Origin of the sequence: Actinomadura sp. K4S16 (assembly GCF_008327685.1) — a bacterium.
GTDB lineage: Bacteria > Actinomycetota > Actinomycetes > Streptosporangiales > Streptosporangiaceae > Spirillospora.
Genome location: NZ_BDDE01000010.1, coordinates 550,926 through 568,163, shown reverse-complemented (window position 1 = coordinate 568,163; position 17,238 = coordinate 550,926). Strand labels below are relative to the sequence as shown.

At 74.2% G+C, this 17,238-nt stretch carries 13 protein-coding genes; 11 read left to right on the top strand and 2 right to left on the bottom strand.

Annotated features, from left to right (window positions below):
* Positions 1 to 48: 48 nt before the first annotated feature.
* The gene (locus K4S16_RS03380; protein ID WP_149257294.1) at positions 49 to 1,344 is read right to left on the bottom strand and encodes a DUF58 domain-containing protein; all 1,296 of its coding nucleotides are present in this window, start codon (positions 1,342 to 1,344) and stop codon (positions 49 to 51) included.
* A gap of 3 nt (positions 1,345 to 1,347) precedes the next feature.
* Entirely contained in the window at positions 1,348 to 2,361 is a 1,014-nt protein-coding gene (locus tag K4S16_RS03375; RefSeq protein WP_149257997.1) for a MoxR family ATPase, read from the bottom strand.
* Between the two features lie 404 nt (positions 2,362 to 2,765).
* Between K4S16_RS03375 and mraZ the strand changes: the two genes are divergently transcribed.
* From mraZ to murC, 11 genes are all read left to right on the top strand, one after another.
* Positions 2,766 to 3,197, top strand: coding sequence for a division/cell wall cluster transcriptional repressor MraZ (mraZ, locus tag K4S16_RS03370; RefSeq protein WP_089312308.1), 432 nt, complete (start codon positions 2,766 to 2,768; stop codon positions 3,195 to 3,197).
* A 245-nt stretch (positions 3,198 to 3,442) separates the two neighbouring features.
* Positions 3,443 to 4,648, top strand: a complete 1,206-nt coding sequence (gene rsmH, locus K4S16_RS03365) for a 16S rRNA (cytosine(1402)-N(4))-methyltransferase RsmH (protein ID WP_149257293.1) — start codon at positions 3,443 to 3,445, stop codon at positions 4,646 to 4,648.
* Complete coding sequence (locus K4S16_RS03360) at positions 4,645 to 5,433, top strand: hypothetical protein (RefSeq protein ID WP_149257292.1); 789 nt, start codon at positions 4,645 to 4,647, stop codon at positions 5,431 to 5,433. The genes rsmH and K4S16_RS03360 overlap by 4 nt, the downstream gene beginning before the upstream one ends.
* A gap of 34 nt (positions 5,434 to 5,467) precedes the next feature.
* Positions 5,468 to 7,741: a penicillin-binding protein 2 gene (locus K4S16_RS03355; protein ID WP_235036538.1), complete on the top strand. Its 2,274-nt coding sequence runs from the start codon at positions 5,468 to 5,470 to the stop codon at positions 7,739 to 7,741.
* Positions 7,742 to 7,822: 81 nt separating this feature from the next.
* On the top strand, positions 7,823 to 9,406 hold the full coding sequence (locus K4S16_RS03350) for a UDP-N-acetylmuramoyl-L-alanyl-D-glutamate--2,6-diaminopimelate ligase (RefSeq protein WP_149257291.1): 1,584 nt from the start codon (positions 7,823 to 7,825) through the stop codon (positions 9,404 to 9,406).
* Positions 9,403 to 10,830 carry a UDP-N-acetylmuramoyl-tripeptide--D-alanyl-D-alanine ligase gene (murF, locus tag K4S16_RS03345; protein WP_149257290.1) on the top strand — a complete coding sequence of 476 codons (1,428 nt, stop codon included), beginning with the start codon at positions 9,403 to 9,405 and terminating at the stop codon, positions 10,828 to 10,830. The genes K4S16_RS03350 and murF overlap by 4 nt, the downstream gene beginning before the upstream one ends.
* Positions 10,827 to 11,885: a phospho-N-acetylmuramoyl-pentapeptide-transferase gene (gene mraY, locus K4S16_RS03340; RefSeq protein ID WP_149257289.1), complete on the top strand. Its 1,059-nt coding sequence runs from the start codon at positions 10,827 to 10,829 to the stop codon at positions 11,883 to 11,885. The genes murF and mraY overlap by 4 nt, the downstream gene beginning before the upstream one ends.
* On the top strand, positions 11,867 to 13,345 hold the full coding sequence (murD, locus tag K4S16_RS03335) for a UDP-N-acetylmuramoyl-L-alanine--D-glutamate ligase (protein ID WP_149257288.1): 1,479 nt from the start codon (positions 11,867 to 11,869) through the stop codon (positions 13,343 to 13,345). The genes mraY and murD overlap by 19 nt, the downstream gene beginning before the upstream one ends.
* 2 nt (positions 13,346 to 13,347) lie before the next feature.
* Positions 13,348 to 14,604, top strand: a complete 1,257-nt coding sequence (gene ftsW, locus K4S16_RS03330) for a putative lipid II flippase FtsW (RefSeq protein WP_149257287.1) — start codon at positions 13,348 to 13,350, stop codon at positions 14,602 to 14,604.
* A 40-nt stretch (positions 14,605 to 14,644) separates the two neighbouring features.
* The gene (gene murG / locus K4S16_RS03325) at positions 14,645 to 15,739 is read left to right on the top strand and encodes an undecaprenyldiphospho-muramoylpentapeptide beta-N-acetylglucosaminyltransferase (RefSeq protein ID WP_149257286.1); all 1,095 of its coding nucleotides are present in this window, start codon (positions 14,645 to 14,647) and stop codon (positions 15,737 to 15,739) included.
* On the top strand, positions 15,736 to 17,157 hold the full coding sequence (gene murC / locus K4S16_RS03320) for a UDP-N-acetylmuramate--L-alanine ligase (protein WP_149257285.1): 1,422 nt from the start codon (positions 15,736 to 15,738) through the stop codon (positions 17,155 to 17,157). Before murG ends, murC begins: the two co-directional genes overlap by 4 nt.
* The last annotated feature ends 81 nt before the right edge of the window (positions 17,158 to 17,238 follow it).

The following is a 17,238-nucleotide window of genomic DNA, read 5'->3' as shown; positions in this document are numbered from 1 at the left end:
TGCGCCGCGCCGCTCACGCGCTGAGCCCGAGCCCGGCGCCGCCCCTGCTCATGCGCCGCCCCTGACGAAGTCCTCGCCCGCCTTGCCCGCCTGCGCCCACGCCCCGGCCAGGTCCGCCGCGGACCGGACGGTCAGCACCCGCCAGCCGCCCGCGCGCAGCAGGCCCGCGGCCGTCCCGCCGACGGTTCCGCCGCCGGCCCCGTCGCCCGTCTCGCCGTCCTGCGGCGATCCGCCGGGGCCGCTCTCGATGAGCACCGCGACGCACGTGCCGGTACCGCGCCGGGCCGCGGAGACCACGCGGGCCTCGTCGTCCGACAGAGTTCCGAAGACCCCGACGACCAGGCCGTCGCCCTCCCGGCTCCCGCCGCGACCGCGCAGCGCGGCCAGCCCCGCCGTCAGCGAGCCGCCCTTGGACCGGCGCACCACCGCCAGCGCGTCGAGCAGCAGCCCCTCGAACGCGCCCTCGGACGGCCCCGCCGGAAGCACCTCGCCGCCGTCGGTCACGTACCGCAGGCTCATCCCCGTGCGGACGAGGTGGACGCCGATCGACGCGGTCGCCGAGACGGCCTGCTCGAACGAGCCGCTCGGCCCGTCGCCCCAGTGCGCGGAGCGGCGGGTGTCGAGGAACAGCGTGCCGCTGCTCTGGAAGTGCTGCTCCTCGCGGCGCACCATCAGCTCCCCGTGCCGGGCGGTGGACCGCCAGTGCACGCGGCGCAGGTCGTCGCCGTGCCGGTACTCGCGCGGGGCGACGTCGTCCTCGCCCGCCGCGGAGACCGCGCGGGCCACGCTGTCGCCGCCGCCCGTCCACGCGCCCGACAGCCGGCCCGGCGGCAGCGGCACGATCGCCGGCGTCACCGTGAGCGTGTCGGACAGGCTGAACGAGCGGACCAGCTCCACCATCCCGAACGGGTCGGCGAGCCGGACGGTCAGCGGCCCCACCCGGAAGCGCCCGCGCACGTCCGAGCGGATCCGGTAGCCGAGCTCACGGAACGCCTGCGGCTCGATCCGCTCCAGCACGAACCGCGCCCGCCCGCCGAGCGCGTAGGGCACCCGGTCCTCCACCATCAGCAGCCCGCTCGGCAGCCGCGACACGTTCTCCAGCCGCAGGTCGACGCGGGACTCGTGGCCGACCGGCAGCCGCGCGGGCTCCAGCCGCCGCGCGCACGCCAGCCGGTAGCGCGTCCGCGCCACCGCGATCGTGCACAGCAGCGGCAGCGCCAGGACGAGCACCCCGGCGCGCAGCAGGTCGCGCTCGCCCAGCGCGACCGCGCAGGCGATCGCGGTCGCCCCCGCGGCCACGAACGACCGCCCGCGAGTGGTGAGGCCGGCCAGCGCCCGTCGCACCGGTCACCTGCCGGGGGAGGGCACCGGCAGCCGCTTCACCAGGTCGGCGACCACCTGCTCGGGACGGCGGCGCTCGACCTGCGCCTCGGCGGTCGGCAGCAGCCGGTGCGCGAGGACGGGGACGGCGAGGTCCTGGATGTCGTCGGGGACGACGTAGTCGCGGTCGTCGAGCGCGGCGTACGCCCGCGCGGCCCGCACCAGGTGGAGGGTGGCCCGCGGGGAGGCGCCGAGCCGCAGCTCCGGATGCCTGCGGGTGGCGGAGACGAGGTCGATCGCGTACTGCCGCACCGCCGGCGCGACGTGCTGGCCCCGCACCACCTCGATCAGGTCGCGGACGTCGGCGGCGTGCGCGACCGGGGTGAGCCGGTCGAGCGGCGAAGTCTCGCCGTGCGTGTCGAGCATCTCCAACTCGGCCGCCGGGTCGGGGTAGCCCATCGAGATGCGGGCGGTGAACCGGTCGCGCTGCGCCTCCGGCAGGGGATAGGTCCCCTCCATCTCCACGGGGTTCTGCGTGGAGATCACCATGAACGGGGGCTCCAGCTCGTAGGTCGTGCCGTCGACCGTGACCTGGCGCTCCTCCATGCACTCCAGCAGCGCGGACTGCGTCTTCGGGGACGCCCGGTTGATCTCGTCGCCGACCACGATGTTGGCGAACACCGGGCCCGGCTTGAACTCGAACTCGCGCCGTTCCTGGTTGTAGGCGCTGACCCCGGTGATGTCGCTGGGCAGCAGGTCGGGCGTGAACTGCACGCGCCGCACCGAGCAGTCGATCGAGCGCGCGAGCGCCTTGGCGAGCATCGTCTTGCCGACCCCGGGCACGTCCTCGATGAGCAGGTGCCCCTCGGCCAGCAGCACCGTCAGCGCGAGCCGCACCGCCGAGGGCTTGCCCTCGATCACCGACTCCACGGCGTCCCGGATCTTGTTCGCGACCTGGGCGAGCCCGTCGAGCCCGCCTCCCGCCGCGTCGCGACCGCCGCCGCGCCGGGCAGGGCGGGATGCCGGTGGGTCGGTCTCCATGAACGACTCGCCGTGCGTGCCTACTGCCACCAAACCCTCCTCAGCCGTTCCAAACGACAGTACGTCGTCGGAACGCCCACTGCGATGTTCATGTGGAACGCGAGCCAATTGTGCTCTACGTGGACGGCGGCAAACGACGCGCGCAACGCACCACTTCACTCCACCCCGCCCCTCCGAACCCTCTCGCGCCCCCGCGCGAGAGGGCTTCGGACCGTCCCGCGCCGCGGCGGCGCGCGCAGGGGGCGCCGCTGGGCCCCACTCCACACCACCCTCGTTGACCTGCGGTTTCGTCGCGAAGAACGGCGCGTGGACGGCGTTTTTCTTGTTGACGGTGGGGAAGAGTGGAGTAGAGTGGGGCGCCGTGGGGGGCAGTAGCGCCCCATGCGGCGCGGGAGGTGGGGCCGGTGTTTCTCGGCACTCACTCGCCGCGCCTCGACGACAAGGGACGACTGTTCCTGCCGGCGAAGTACCGCGAGGAGCTGTCGGGGGGATTGGTGATCACGAAGGGCCAGGAACGCTGCCTGTACGTCTTCCCCATGGCGGAGTTCCAGCGGATAACCGAGGCTCTGCGTGCCGCGCCGGTCACCGAGAAGGCGGTCCGGAGCTACAGCCGGGTCTTCTTCGCCAGCGCCTCCGACGAGGTCCCCGACAAGCAGGGCCGCGTCACGATTCCGCCGCCGCTGCGCAAGTACGCGGGGCTCACCCGCGACTGCACGGTCATCGGGGCCAACACGCGTCTGGAGATCTGGGACACCCAGGCCTGGGAGACCTACCTGGAGCAGGAGGAGCAGACCTTCTCCGACGTCTCGGAGGAGGTGTTGCCAGGGATTCTCTGACATGCGACTCGTCGGTCCGATGACCGGCACTGGCCCACGTTCGGCCAGGTCTCCAGCCGCTCTCCAGCCAGCTGGCGCAGCTTCCCCGGTGCCAGACGGCGACCCCCCGCGGGCAACGCGGTGATCTTCCTCTAGGGCAGCGGATGGGGACCTGGCCGGGCGAGGCCGCCGCCGGGGGCGCGGAACGGTCCGGTCCGGCGATGCCACACAGTCCGCGAGCGAGGTGGCAGTACAGGGGGTGAAGCATGGACGCGCACAGGGGCACGGGGGGCCGCGAGGACTCCGGGAACCACGACGGTGACGACCGCCTTGCGGGGAACAGCGCCGCGGGGAACCACAGCGTGGGGAACGACGCGGCGGGAAACGGCGCCGCCGGAAATGACGCCGCCGGAAACGGCCCGGCTGGGAATGGTGCGGCGGGAAAGGCCGCCCCTGGAAAAGACGCCGCGGGGAATGACGCGGCGGAGAACGACGCGGCGCAGGACCGGGGGGCCGACAGCGGCCACGTGCCGGTCATGCTCGACCGCGTCCTCGAACTTCTCGTCCCCGCAGCCGAGGCCGTCGCCGGCCGCGCCCCCGTCTACCTCGACGCCACGCTCGGCATGGGCGGCCACGCCGAGGCGATGCTGCGCGCCGTCCCGTCGCTGCGCCTCATCGGCCTCGACCGCGACACCACGGCGCTGGAGCGGTCCGCGCGCAGGCTCGCCCCGTTCGGCGACCGCGTGGCGCTGGAGCACGCCGTCTACGACGAGATCCCCGCGGTGCTGCGACGGCTCGGAGTCCCGGCAGTCGACGCCGTCCTGTTCGACCTCGGCGTGTCCTCCCCGCAGCTCGACGAGGCCGACCGCGGCTTCGCCTACTCCTACGACGCCCCCCTCGACATGCGGATGGACCGCACCCAGAGCCTCACCGCGGCGGAGGTCGTCAACGGCTACCCGCCCGCCGAGCTCGCCCGCATCCTGCGCGAGTACGGCGAGGAGCGGTTCGCCCAGCGCATTGCCGCCGCGATCGTCCGGGAGCGCGAGCGCGCCCCGCTGGAGTCGACCCGGCGCCTCGCCGACCTGGTGCGCACCTCCATCCCCGCCGCGACCCGCCGCACCGGCGGCAACCCCGCCAAGCGCACCTTCCAGGCGCTGCGCATCGAGGTGAACGGCGAGCTCGACACCTGGCGCCGGGCGCTGCCCGCCGCCCTGGACGCGCTCCCGGTCGGCGGCCGGGTCGTCGTCCTGTCCTACCACTCGCTCGAGGACCGCATCACCAAGCAGGTCCTCGCCGCCCAGGCGGCCGACACCACCCCGCCGGACCTGCCGGTCCCGCTGCCCGAGCACGAGCCGAGGTTCCGGCTCCTGACGCGCGGGGCGGAACTGGCGTCCGACGAGGAGACAACGACCAACCCACGGGCCGGATCGGTGCGGATGCGCGCCGCGGAGCGGGTCCGGGAGGCGACATGACCACGACGAGCAGGCGGCCGCCGACCAGGGCGCCGAAGAAGAGGGCCGCGGACCGCCTGGACGGCGCCGCCGTCCCGGCCGCGCCCGCGCCCGCCAAGGGCTCGCGCGCCGGCGCGTCGCCGCGGAACCCGTCGAACGGCGGGGCCGCCGGTGCCGCGGCCGCGAAGCCCGCACCCGCCGGCGCGACGGCGGTGAAGACGCGGACGAAGACCGCGCCCGCGAAGAGCACCAAGGCCGCCAAGACCAAGGTCGCGAAGAGCGCGGACGTCGCGCGGAGCACGAGCACGGCCGCGTCGCGTCGCTCCGGGCAGGCCGCGCCGCGCGCGCCGTTCGTCCTGCTCATCGTCGGGCTGCTCGGCGGCGCGCTGGTCAGCCTGCTGCTGCTCAACACCGTCCTCGCCAAGGACGCGTTCACGCTGACGCGGCTCCAGCAGAGCAACAAGCAGCTGGAGCAGCAGCGCCAGGCCTACGAGGAGGAGATCGCCCGCGAGGGCTCCCCGCAGCAGCTGTCGAACAAGGCCGAGGGCCTCGGCATGAAGCAGGGCGAGAACCCGGCCTTCTTCTCCACCGAGCCCGGCGGGCCCGGCGGCACGATCCGCCCCGTCCCGCAGGCGGCCGCGGCGTCGGCCGGCGCGGCCGGGGTCCTCGGCGTGCCCGGCACCGTGGTGCCCGGCGACGGCGCGGCGCCTCCCAAGACCACGGGAACCCGCAACGGCCACGGAACGCGGGCCGGGAACGGAACGCGGACCGGGAACGGGGCGCGCACCGGGCACGGGGCGCCGTGAGCGGGCGCGGCGACGGCGGGGAGCGGGTGGCGCGGTGACGAAGGGCCCGGGACGCGGCAGCGGCGGGCCGCCCCCCGGCCGCGGGCGCGGCCCGGACGGGCGCGGCCCCCGCGGCGCGGCCGGGCGCGACGACAAGAGCGGCCCGGGCGCGGCGCGCGCGTCCGGGCGTCAGACCGGGAGCACGCCGCGCCCGCCCTCGGGACGGGCGGACGGCTCGGGGCGGCCGGGCGCGAAGGGCGGCGGCGCCCGCCGTCCCGCGCGCAGCGGCATGGTCCCCGGCCCCCGCAAGGAGACCCCGCGCAAGGAGACCGCTCGCAAGGAACCCGCGCGTAAGGAACCCGCGCGTAAGGAGAAGGGGAGCGAGCGGACGGCAGGGGCCGCGACGTCCACCAAGCGCCCCGCACGGAAGAAGACGCCCGCCAGGGGAGCGGCCGGGGAGGGCCGCGCGGCCCGCACGACCCGCAGCCCCCAGGGCGCGCGGCCGAAGAGCGACGGCCCCCGCGGCCCGCGCCCCGGCGGCGGCTCCGGACGGCGCCCGCCGCCCGGCCGCCCGCCGCGGCCCCGGGTGCCGTTCCACCGGCGCGACCCGCTCAAGCGGCTCAACGTCGGGCTCCTCGTCGTCGCCTTCGTGCTGTCGCTGTTCGCCGGGCGGCTCGTCCAGCTCCAGACGATCGAGTCGGACGAGTACACCCAGCAGGCGATGCTCCAGCGGATGCGGGAGATCACGCTGCCCGCCGTCCGCGGCGACATCACCGACGCGCAGGGCAACCCGCTCGCCATGACGGTGGAGGCCCGCGCGATCTTCGCGGACCCCTCCCTCATCAAGCCGGAGAAGCGGCAGCCGATCGTCAACGCGCTGGCCCCGACGCTCGGGCTCAACCCCGCGACGCTGCTGAAGCAGATCAGCAAGCCCGACACCAGGTTCGTGTACCTCGCGCACGGGGTCCGCCCCGACCAGGCGCGGCTGGTCAGCTCGTGGAACTTCCTCGGCATCGGCACTTTGCCGGAATACCGCCGGGAATATCCCAACGATTCGCTGGCCGCCGGCGTCATAGGTTTCGTGAACGACACGGGGCGGGGGGCCGCCGGACTGGAGAGCTCGCTGAACGACGTGCTCGCCGGCAAGGCGGGCTGGCAGCGGGTGGAGATCAGCCCCGAGGGCCAGCACATCCCCATGGGCGAGGACCAGAAGCGCCCGTCGGTGCCGGGCCGCGGGGTCCGCCTGACGCTGCAGCGCGACCTGCAGTTCAAGGCGCAGCAGGCGATCGAGCAGCAGGTCAGGGCGACCCGGGCCAAGAGCGGCACCGTGATCGTCATGGACCCGCGCACCGGCCGGCTCCTGGCGATGGCGTCCGCGCCCGGTTTCGACCCGAACGACTACGCCGACTCCGACCGGTCCCGCTGGGGCAGCCCCCTGGTGCAGGACGCCTACGAGCCGGGCAGCACCGGCAAGGTCATCACCGCGGCGGCCGTCATGGAGCACGGCGGCGTCACCCCGAAGACGCCCTACACCGTCCCCGACAGGATCAAGAAGTGGGACGTGGTGTTCCACGACTCGCACGACCACGCGCCGGAGCCGCTCACGTTCGCCGGCGTGCTCGCCAAGTCCAGCAACGTCGGCACCATCATGGCGAGCGAGAGCATCAGCGAGGAGCAGCTCTACCAGACGCTGCGCGACTTCGGCTTCGGGCAGCGGACCGGCCTGCCCCTCCCGGGTGAGACGGCCGGCCAACTGGAGCCGCCGGCCAAGTGGTCGGGCACCGACCGGTACCCGATCGCGTTCGGCCAGACGGTCTCGGTGAACGCGGTGCAGATGGCGAGCGTCTACTCGACGATCGCCAACGGCGGCGTCCGCGTCGCGCCCACCCTCGTCGCGGGCACCGTGGGGGAGCACGACAAGTTCACCCCCGCGCCCGCGCCGGAGCGCAGGCAGGTCATCAGCGCGAAGACGGCCCGGCAGATCAGCGACATGCTGGAGGGCGTCACCACGAACGAGGGCACCGCCCCCAAGGCGCAGATCAAGGGCTACCGCGTCGCGGGCAAGACCGGCACCGCCGAGAACGTCAACCCGCGCTGCGGCTGCTACGACGGCGGCGGCTACACCGCCTCGTTCGCCGGGTTCGCGCCCGCGGACGACCCGCGGCTGGTCGTGCAGGTCGTCCTGCGGGACCCGAAGCGGGGGAGCCACTATGGTGGCGATGCGGCGGCACCGGTCTTCAAGGACGTGATGAGCTTCGCGCTTCAGTCCGAGAAGATCCCGCCGACGGGGAGCAGGCCGCCGATCATCGAGATCCGCGCCCGAGACTGATCGCAGCGAGTACCCTCCTCGCCTGTGAGTCCACCACCCGTGTCCCACCAGTCCCGAACCGTCCGCAACGAAAGAAACGCCATGCGTCCCACCACCAACCCGGCTCGTCCGCTGAGCGGACTCGCGGCGCTTCTCGGAATCGGACAGGACGGGCCGGACGGACGGGGCGGCGGGAGCCCCTGGGACGGCGTCTCCGCCACGGGCATCACGCACGACTCGCGCGCCGTCATGCCGGGCGACATCTACGCGGCCCTGCCCGGCGCCCGCGCCCACGGCGCCCAGTTCTCCGCCCAGGCCGCGGACGCCGGCGCCGTGGCGATCCTCACCGACCCCGACGGGTACGACCGGGCCGCGGCGACGGGCCTGCCCGTCCTGGTGACCCCCGACGTCCGGGCCCGGCTGGGCGACGCGGCGTCCTGGGTGTACGGCGAGCCGGGCCGCGACATCACCCTCATCGGCGTGACCGGCACCAGCGGCAAGACCACCACGGTGTTCCTGCTCGACGCGGGCCTGCGCGCCGCCGGGATCGAGACGGGCCTCGTCGGCGGCGTCGAGATCCGGGTGGGCGGCGACCGGGTGCCGAGCGCGCTCACCACGCCGGAGGCGACCGACCTGCACGCGCTGCTGGCGATGATGCGCGAGCGCGGCGTCGGCGCCGCGGCGATGGAGGTGTCCAGCCACGCGCTCGTGCAGGGCCGGGTAGGCGGCGCCCGCTACGAGGTGGCGGTGTTCACGAACCTGTCCCAGGACCACCTCGACTACCACCCGACCATGCAGGACTACTTCCTCGCGAAGGCGCGGCTGTTCACGCCCGAGTACTCGCGGATCGGCGTGATCAACCTCGACGACCACTACGGCCGCGAGCTGCTGGAGATCACCACGGTGCCCGCGACGACGTTCTCCCCGTCGGGGGACCCGGCGGCCGACTGGCGGGCCGAGGACGTGCGCGTCGGCGCCGACGGCAGCGTGTTCCGCGTCGTCGGGCCCCTCGGCATCGAGGCCGACGCCGAGGTGCGGCTCGCCGGGCCGTTCAACGTCGCCAACGCCCTCGCCGCGATCGTGGCGCTGGTCGAGGCGGGCATCCCGCTGCAGGCGGCGGTCCGGGGGGTCGCGTCCCTGCCCGGCGTCCCCGGGCGGCTGGAGCGGGTCGACGAGGGCCAGGACTTCGTGACCCTGGTCGACTACTCGCACAAGCCGGGCGCGGTCGAGGCGGTCCTGAACGCGCTGCGGCCCGTCACCGAGGGCGACCTCACGGTGGTGCTCGGGTGCGGCGGCGACCGCGACCGCGGCAAGCGCCCGCTCATGGGCGAGGCCGCCGCGCGGCTGGCCGACATGGCGTATTTCACCAACGACAACCCGAGGTCGGAAGATCCACTCGCGATCCTTGCCGCTATGGTCGAGGGCGGGCTCAAGGTGCCGCAGCCGGAGCGCGCGCACATCGTCGTGGAGCCCGACCGCGCCGCCGCGATCGACCTGGCCGTCGGCCGCGCCCGCCGCGGCGACGTGGTGGTCGTCGCGGGCAAGGGCCACGAGCAGGGCCAGAACGTGGCGGGCGAGGTGCATCCGTTCGACGACCGCGAGGTCGTCCGCGCCGCGCTCCGGCGCCATGCAGACGCGCTCAGGCGCCCTGCACAAGGAATAAGAGGGGACGGGACGCAGGCGTGATCCCACTTCCGCTGTCGACGATCGCGGAGATCACGGGAGGGACCCGGCACGGGCCGCCGGACCCGGAGGGGAGCGGCCCCGCGGGGAACGGTCCCGCGGGGGGCGATCCCGTGGTGACCGGTCCCGTGGTGATCGACTCCCGCGCGGTGGAGCCCGGGGCGCTGTTCGCGGCGCTGAAGGGCGAGCACGTGGACGGCCACGACTACGCCGCCGGGGCCCTCGCGGCCGGGGCGGCGGGCGTGCTCGCCCAGCGCCCGGTGGACGGCGCGTGCGTGGTCGTCGACGACGTCCAGGAGGCGCTCGGACGGCTCGCCAGGGGCGTCCTGGAGCGGCTGCCCGACGTGACCGTCGTCGCGGTCACCGGCTCGGCCGGCAAGACCTCCACCAAGGACCTCATCGGGCAGGTGCTGAGCGGCGCGGGCCCGACGGTCTACCCGCCCGGCTCGTTCAACAACGAGATCGGGCTGCCGCTCACCGTGCTGCGCGCCGACGCCGAGACCCGCCACCTCGTCCTGGAGATGGGCGCCCGCCGCATCGGCCACATCGCCTACCTGACCGGGATCGCGCGTCCGGACGTCGGCGTCGTGCTGAACGTCGGCACCGCGCACGTGGGCGAGTTCGGCAGCCGGGAGAACATCGCCCAGGCCAAGGGCGAGATCGTGGAGGCGGTGCCGGAGGGCGGGACCGCCGTCCTCAACGCCGACGACCCGCTGGTCAGCGCGATGGCGTCCCGCACCCGGGGCGAGGTCGTCACGTTCGGCCGCTCGCCGGGCGCCGCGGTCCGCGCCGAGGACGAGGCGCTCGACGACCAGGGCCGGGCGAGCTTCACCCTCGTCACGCCGGAGGGCTCGGCGCCGGTCGCGCTGCGCCTGCACGGCGCGCACGCCGTCCCGAACGCGCTGGCCGCGGCCGCCGCCGCGCGCGCGGCCGGGCTCGGTACCGGGGCGGTCGCCGAGGCGCTGTCGGCGGCCGTGCCGGTCAGCCGGTGGCGGATGGAGGTCACCGAGCGGGCCGACGGGGTGACCGTGGTGAACGACGCCTACAACGCCAACCCCGACTCGACCCGCGCCGCGATCGACGTGCTGGTCCATCTGGCCCGGGGCCGCCGCGCCTACGCGGTCCTGGGCGAGATGGCCGAACTTGGTGACTCGTCCATGGCGGAACATGCCAGGATCGGGCAGCATGTCGCGCGCAGCGGGATCGCCGGGCTCGTGGTGGTCGGCGCGAACGCGGCGGCGATGGCCGAAGGGGCCGGGCAGGTGGCGTCATGGACGGGAGAGTGCGTACAGGTGGATGACGTCGGCGCGGCGGTGACCGTGCTCAGGGAGCGGCTCGCGCCGCGGGACGTCGTGCTGGTGAAGGGCTCCCGCGTGGCCGGCCTGGAACGGGTGGCCGAGGCGATCCTCGCGGAGGACGGCCGATGACCAACATCATCATCGCCGCGGGGATCGCGCTGGTCTTCGTGATGGTCGGCACGCCGGTGTGGATCCGCATCGTCAACCGGCTCGGCTACGGCCAGATGATCCGCGACGAGGGCCCCGAGGCCCATCTGAACAAGCGCGGCACCCCCACCATGGGCGGGACGGTCTTCATCGTCGGCTCGCTCGTCGGCTACGCGGCCGCGCACCTGTTCACCGGGGAGGCGCCCACCATCTCGGGCCTCCTCGTGCTGTTCCTGATGACGGGCCTCGGCCTCGTCGGGTTCGTGGACGACTACATCAAGGTGTTCAAGCAGCGCAGCCTCGGCCTGCGCAGCGGCGCCAAGATGATCGGCATCGTCCTCGTCGGCGTCGTGTTCGCCGTCGCGTCGCTGAACTTCCCCAACGGCTACGACGTCACCCCCGCCGACCCCCACCTGTCCTTCCTGCGCGACTTCGGCCCCTCGATCGGCCCGTACCTGTTCGTGGTGTGGGCGCTGCTGCTCATCGCGGCCATGTCCAACGGCGTGAACCTCACCGACGGCCTGGACGGCCTCGCGGCGGGCCCGGCCGGCATGGTGCTGGCCGCCTACGTCATCATCGGCAACTGGCAGCTGCGCAACAGCTGCGCCGCCGCCCTGGCCCCCAACTGCTACAGCGTCCGCGACCCCCTCGACCTCGCGGTGGTCGCCGCGGCCGTGCTCGGCGGCGTGTTCGGGTTCCTGTGGTGGAACGCCCCGCCCGCGAAGATCTTCATGGGCGACACCGGCTCGCTGGCCCTCGGCGGCGTGCTGGTCGGCTTGGCGATCCTCACCCGCACCCAGCTGCTCCTGGCCATCCTGTGCGGGCTGATCGTGATGATCACGCTGTCGGTGATCATCCAGGTCGGCGGTTTCAAGATGACCGGGAAACGCGTGTTCAAGATGGCGCCGCTGCAGCACCACTTCGAGCTGTCCGGCTGGGCCGAGACCACCATCGTCGTGCGCTTCTGGCTGATGTCCGCGACGTTCGTCGCGATCGGCATCGGCCTGTTCTACCTGGAATGGATGCCGAAGAAGTGACCGAGCGCTCCTGGGACGGCCGGCTCGGGGACGGCCTGAGCGTGTGCGTGGCCGGGCTCGGCGTGTCCGGCCGCGCCGCCGCCCGCGTCCTGGCCGCGCGCGGCGCCCGCGTCACCGTCGTGGACGCCCGCGACGGCGAGGAGCAGCGCGGGCACGCCGCCGAGCTGGAGGCGTCCGGGGTGGCGGTCCGGCTCGGCGACGGCGAGTCCCTCCCGGCGGGCACCGGCCTCGTCGTGACCTCGCCGGGCTGGCGGCCGGACGCGCCGCTGCTCGCCGCGGCCGCCGCGGCCGGGATCGAGATCATCGGCGAGGTGGAGCTGGCGTGGCGGCTGCGGCCGGAAGGCGCGGCGCCCTGGCTCGCCATCACCGGGACGGACGGCAAGACCACCGTCGTGCGCATGCTGGCCTGCATGCTCACCGCCGCAGGGCACAAGGCGCTCGCGGTCGGGAATGTTGGCACGCCCATCGTCGAGGCGGTCACAGGTCTTGCCGGGGGGTCTGGGGGGTCGCCCCCCCAGAAGGAACATGAGGCTCATGATGTGCTGGCGGTGGAGCTTTCGAGCTACCAGCTGCACTGGTCGAGCTCCGTCGCCCCCTACGCGTCCGCGGTGCTGAACGTCGCGCCCGACCACCTCGACTGGCACGGCTCCATGGACGCCTACGTCGGCGCCAAGGCCAAGATCTTCGCGCCGGGCTGCGTCGCCGTCTACAACGCCGACGACGACACCTCCGCCGCCCTCGCCGAGCGCGCCGAGGGCGTCGCCAGGCGGGTCGGCTTCACCCTCCAGGTGCCGCGCCCCGGCGAGCTCGGCGTCGTGGAGGAGCTGCTGGTCGACCGGGCCTTCACCGGCGACCCCGCGAGCCAGGCCGCCGAGCTGGCCGCGCTCGGCGACGTGCGGCCGTTCGCCCCGCACAACGTCGCCAACGCCCTCGCCGCCGCCGGGCTGGCCCGCGCGTTCGGGGTGCCGCCCGAGGCCGTCCGCGAGGGGCTGCGGGCGTTCGTCCCCGACCCGCACCGCATCCAGCACGTCGCCGACATCGCGGGCGTCGCCTACGTCAACGACTCCAAGGCGACCCAGCCGCACGCGGCCGCCGCGTCCCTCGCCGCCTACGAGAGCGTCGTGTGGATCGCCGGCGGCCTCCTCAAGGGCCTGGACGTCGACGACCTGGTGCGTTCGTGCGCCGGGCGGCTGCGCGGCGCCGTGCTGATGGGACGCGACCGGCACCGGATCGCCGAGGCACTCGCGCGACACGCCCCGGATGTCCCTGTCGTGGACGTCCCCGACACCGACACTGGGGCCATGGACCGCGTCGTCGCCCACGCCTCCGGCCTCGCCCGCCCCGGGGACACCGTGCTGCTCGCGCCCGTCGGGGCGTCCTTCGACATGTTCGCCAACTATCCCGCCCGCGGGGACGCCTTCATCGCGGCGGTCGAGCGCCTCTCCAAGGACGCCGGGTAACGATGACCACCGCGGCCGAGGAGGACGGAACCGCCCGGCGTCCGGGGCCACGGGAGCAGGTGGTCGCCGCGGTCGGGCTGCTCGACCGGCCCCTCACCTCCTACTACCTGGTGCTGGGCTGCTCGGTGATGCTGCTCGCGCTCGGCCTGACGATGGTGCTGTCGGCCTCCAGCGTGAAGCAGCTCCAGGCGACCGGCTCGGCGTACACGCTGTTCCAGAAGCAGGCCATGTGGGTCGCGATCGGGCTGCCCGGCATGTGGGTGGCGTCCCGGCTGCCGGTGAAGACGTTCCGCGCGCTGGCCTACCCGCTGCTGCTGCTGTCGGTCGTCGCCCTCGCGATGGTGCTGATCCCCGGGCTCGGGCGCAGCGCGGGCGGCGCGACCCGGTGGGTCGCCCTCGGCCCGGTGCAGATCCAGCCGTCGGAGCTCGCCAAACTCGGTCTGGTGCTGTGGGGCGCCGACCTGCTGGCCCGCAAGGACCGGCTCGGCCAGCTCACCGAGTGGCGGCCCCTGCTGGTGCCGCTGATGCCGGGCGCCGGGGTGCTCGTCCTGCTGGTGATGCTGGGCAGCGACCTCGGCACCACCCTGGTGCTCCTGACGATCTTCCTGGCGCTGCTGTGGGCCGTCGGCGCGCCCGGGCGGCTGTTCGTCGGCATCGCGGGGCTCGTGGCCCTGCTCGTGTCGATCCTCGTCGTCGTCGAGCCGTACCGGATGCAGCGGCTCACCGGGTTCCTCGACCCGTCCGGCAACCAGCTCACCACCAACTACCAGGGCACGCAGGGGCTGTTCGCGCTCGCCTCGGGCGGCGTGTTCGGCACGGGCCTCGGCGAGGGCCGCGCCAAGTGGGACTACCTCCCGCACGCCGAGACCGACTTCATCTTCGCGATCGTGGGGGAGGAGTTCGGCCTGGTCGGCACCCTCGTGGTCCTCGGTCTGTTCGGCCTGCTCGCCTACGCCGGCCTGCGGATCGCCAAGCGGGTCAAGGACCCGTTCACCCGGCTCGCCGCCGCGGGGGCCACGGCGTGGCTGGTGGTCCAGGCGATCGTGAACATCGGCGCCGTCATCCGCGTCCTGCCCATCACGGGGATCCCGCTCCCGCTGGTGTCCTACGGGGGTTCGGCGCTCATTCCGACCCTCTTCGCGCTCGGCATGCTGCTCGCGTTCGCCAAGCGCGAGCCCGGCGCGCGGCAAGCACTCTCCGCACGGGGTCCCGGACCGGTCGTGAGGGCTCTAAGCTGGCTGGGTCTGGCACGGCGTTGAAATCCCCCTTTCACCACACGCTGAGGAGTTGTCAACGGACATGAGGGTTGTCCTGGCCGGCGGCGGCACCGCCGGACACATCGAGCCCGCCCTGGCGCTCGCCGACGCGTTGCGCCGCAACGACCCGAACACCGGGATCGTCTGCCTCGGGACCGAGCGGGGCCTGGAGACCCGTCTCGTCCCGCAGCGGGGCTACGAGCTCGCCCTGATCCCGCCGGTGCCGCTGCCGCGGACGCTGACCCCGCAGCTGCTGTCGGTGCCCGGGCGGCTGCGCGGGGCGATCAACGCGGCCGCCTCCGTCCTCGACCAGGCCCAGGCCGACATCCTGGTCGGCTTCGGCGGCTACGTCGCCACCCCGGGCTACCTCGCGGCGCGCAAGCGCAAGGTCCCGATCATCGTGCACGAGGCCAACCCGAAGCCCGGCCTGGCCAACAAGCTCGGCGCCCGCTTCACCGAGCACGTCGCGGTCTCGCACGCCGACTCGCCGCTGCCGAACGCCCGGTTCGTCGGGATCCCGCTGCGCCGGGAGATCGCGACGCTGGACCGGCTCGCGATGGGAGACAAGGCCCGCTCCTACTTCGGGCTGCTCCCCGACCTGCCCACGCTGCTGATCTTCGGCGGCTCGCAGGGCGCCCGCTCGCTGAACCAGGCCGCCGTGGCCGCCGCGCCGTACTTCCGGCAGGCGGGCATCCAGGTCCTGCACATCGTCGGGCCGAAGAACACCGAGGAGCCCGAGCCCGCGGCCGGCGGCCCGGAGTACGTCACGATCCCCTACTGCGACCGGATGGACCTCGCCTACGCCGCCGCCGACATGGCGATGTGCCGGGCGGGCGCGATGACCTGCGCCGAGCTGGCCGCGGTCGCGCTGCCCGCGGTGTACGTCCCGCTCCCGATCGGCAACGGCGAGCAGCGGCTGAACGCCGAGCCGATCGTCGCGGCCGGCGGCGGCATGCTGGTCGACAACGCCGAGCTGTCGCCGGACTGGATCGCGCGGAACCTCCTGCCGGTGCTGGCCGACCCGGCCCGCGTCGCGCACATGTCGGAGGCCGCCGGCCGGATGGGCCGCCGCGACGCCGACGTCGCGCTCGCCCAGATGGTCTACGAGGTGGTCCGCTCCGCGGGCGCCGCCCGATGAGCCTGATCGACCCGGGGGAGGTGGTCCCGGCCGCCGAGCTCGGCCGGGTCCACTTCATCGCGATCGGGGGCGCCGGGATGTCCGGCGTCGCGCGCATCATGCTGCGGCGCGGCATCGCAGTGTCCGGCAGCGACGCCCGCGACTCCGAGCTGCTCGCGCAGCTCGGCGACCTCGGAGCCAAGGTCTTCGTGGGGCACGACGCCGCGCACGTGGGCGACGCCGACACCGTCGTGGTCTCCACAGCGATCCGCGACACCAACCCCGAGCTGGTCGCCGCCCGCGAGCGGGGCCTGCGCGTCCTGCACCGCTCGGCCGCGCTCGCCTCGCTGATGGCGGGCCGCCGGGCGGTCGCGGTCGCCGGCACGCACGGCAAGACCACCACCACCTCGATGCTGACGGTGGCGCTCCAGCACGCCGGCGCCGACCCGTCCTACTGCATCGGCGGGCAGCTCGTCACCACCGGCCTCGGCGCCGACGAGGGCACCGGCGACGTGTTCGTCGCGGAGGCCGACGAGAGCGACGGCTCGTTCCTCATGTACACCCCGCGCATCGCGGTCGTCACCAACGTCGAGGCCGACCACCTCGACAACTACGGCGGCTTCGAGAAGGTCAAGGAGAACTTCGCCCGCTTCGTCGACCGGGTCGAGCCGGGCGGCACCCTCGTGGCCGGCGCCGACGACCCCGTCGCGATGGAGATGGCCGAGCTGGCGCGGGCCCGCGGCCTGACCGTGCTGACCTACGGGCAGGCTGAGGGCGCTGACCTGCGCGTGACCGGGTTCACCCCGCGCGGCCTCGGCTCCCGCTTCGAGATCGAGGGCGGCGGGGAGTTCACACTCGGCGTGCCGGGGCGGCACAACGCGCTCAACGCCGCCGCCGTCATCGCGGTCACGCGGTCCCTCGGCCTCGACGACGCCCCGGTGCGCGACGGCCTCGCCGCGTTCGGGGGGGCGATGCGACGCCTGGAGCGCAAGGGCGAGGCGGGCGGCGTCGAGGTCTTCGACAGCTACGCCCACCACCCGACCGAGCTGACCGCCGACCTGGACGCCACCCGCGACTACCTCGGCGAGAAGGCCGCGGCCTCGGGCGCGCGGGGCCGCATCGTCGCGGTGTTCCAGCCGCACCTGTACAGCCGCACCCGGTTCTTCGCCGCCGAGTTCGGCGCCGCGCTCGGCCTCGCCGACGTCGCGGTCGTCCTGGACGTCTACGGCGCCCGCGAGGACCCCGAGCCCGGCGTGACGGGCGCGCTGGTCGCCGACGCCGTTCCGGCCGGCACCGAGACCGTGTACGCGCCCGAGCGGGACGAGGTGCCCGGCATCGCGGCGTCGCTCGCCCGCCCCGGCGACGTCGTCATCACGCTGGGCGCCGGGGACGTGACGCAGCTCGGCCCGCTCGTCCTGGAACGCCTCGCCGGGGCGTAGGGCTTGGCGGGTGTGAGTCTTGTCGCGTCGTAGCGCGTGCCGGGGGAGGGGCGCCCGTCGTGGGACGGGGCGTGACACGCC

Coding starts and splice junctions, on each gene's coding strand:
- murG (WP_149257286.1), top strand. CDS start 14,645: ATGAGGGTTGTCCTGGCCGGCGGCGGCACCGCCGGACACATCGAGCCC.
- rsmH (WP_149257293.1), top strand. CDS start 3,443: ATGGACGCGCACAGGGGCACGGGGGGCCGCGAGGACTCCGGGAACCAC.
- ftsW (WP_149257287.1), top strand. CDS start 13,348: ATGACCACCGCGGCCGAGGAGGACGGAACCGCCCGGCGTCCGGGGCCA.
- mraY (WP_149257289.1), top strand. CDS start 10,827: ATGACCAACATCATCATCGCCGCGGGGATCGCGCTGGTCTTCGTGATG.
- K4S16_RS03350 (WP_149257291.1), top strand. CDS start 7,823: ATGCGTCCCACCACCAACCCGGCTCGTCCGCTGAGCGGACTCGCGGCG.
- murC (WP_149257285.1), top strand. CDS start 15,736: ATGAGCCTGATCGACCCGGGGGAGGTGGTCCCGGCCGCCGAGCTCGGC.
- murD (WP_149257288.1), top strand. CDS start 11,867: ATGGATGCCGAAGAAGTGACCGAGCGCTCCTGGGACGGCCGGCTCGGG.
- K4S16_RS03360 (WP_149257292.1), top strand. CDS start 4,645: ATGACCACGACGAGCAGGCGGCCGCCGACCAGGGCGCCGAAGAAGAGG.
- K4S16_RS03375 (WP_149257997.1), bottom strand. CDS start 2,361: ATGGAGACCGACCCACCGGCATCCCGCCCTGCCCGGCGCGGCGGCGGT.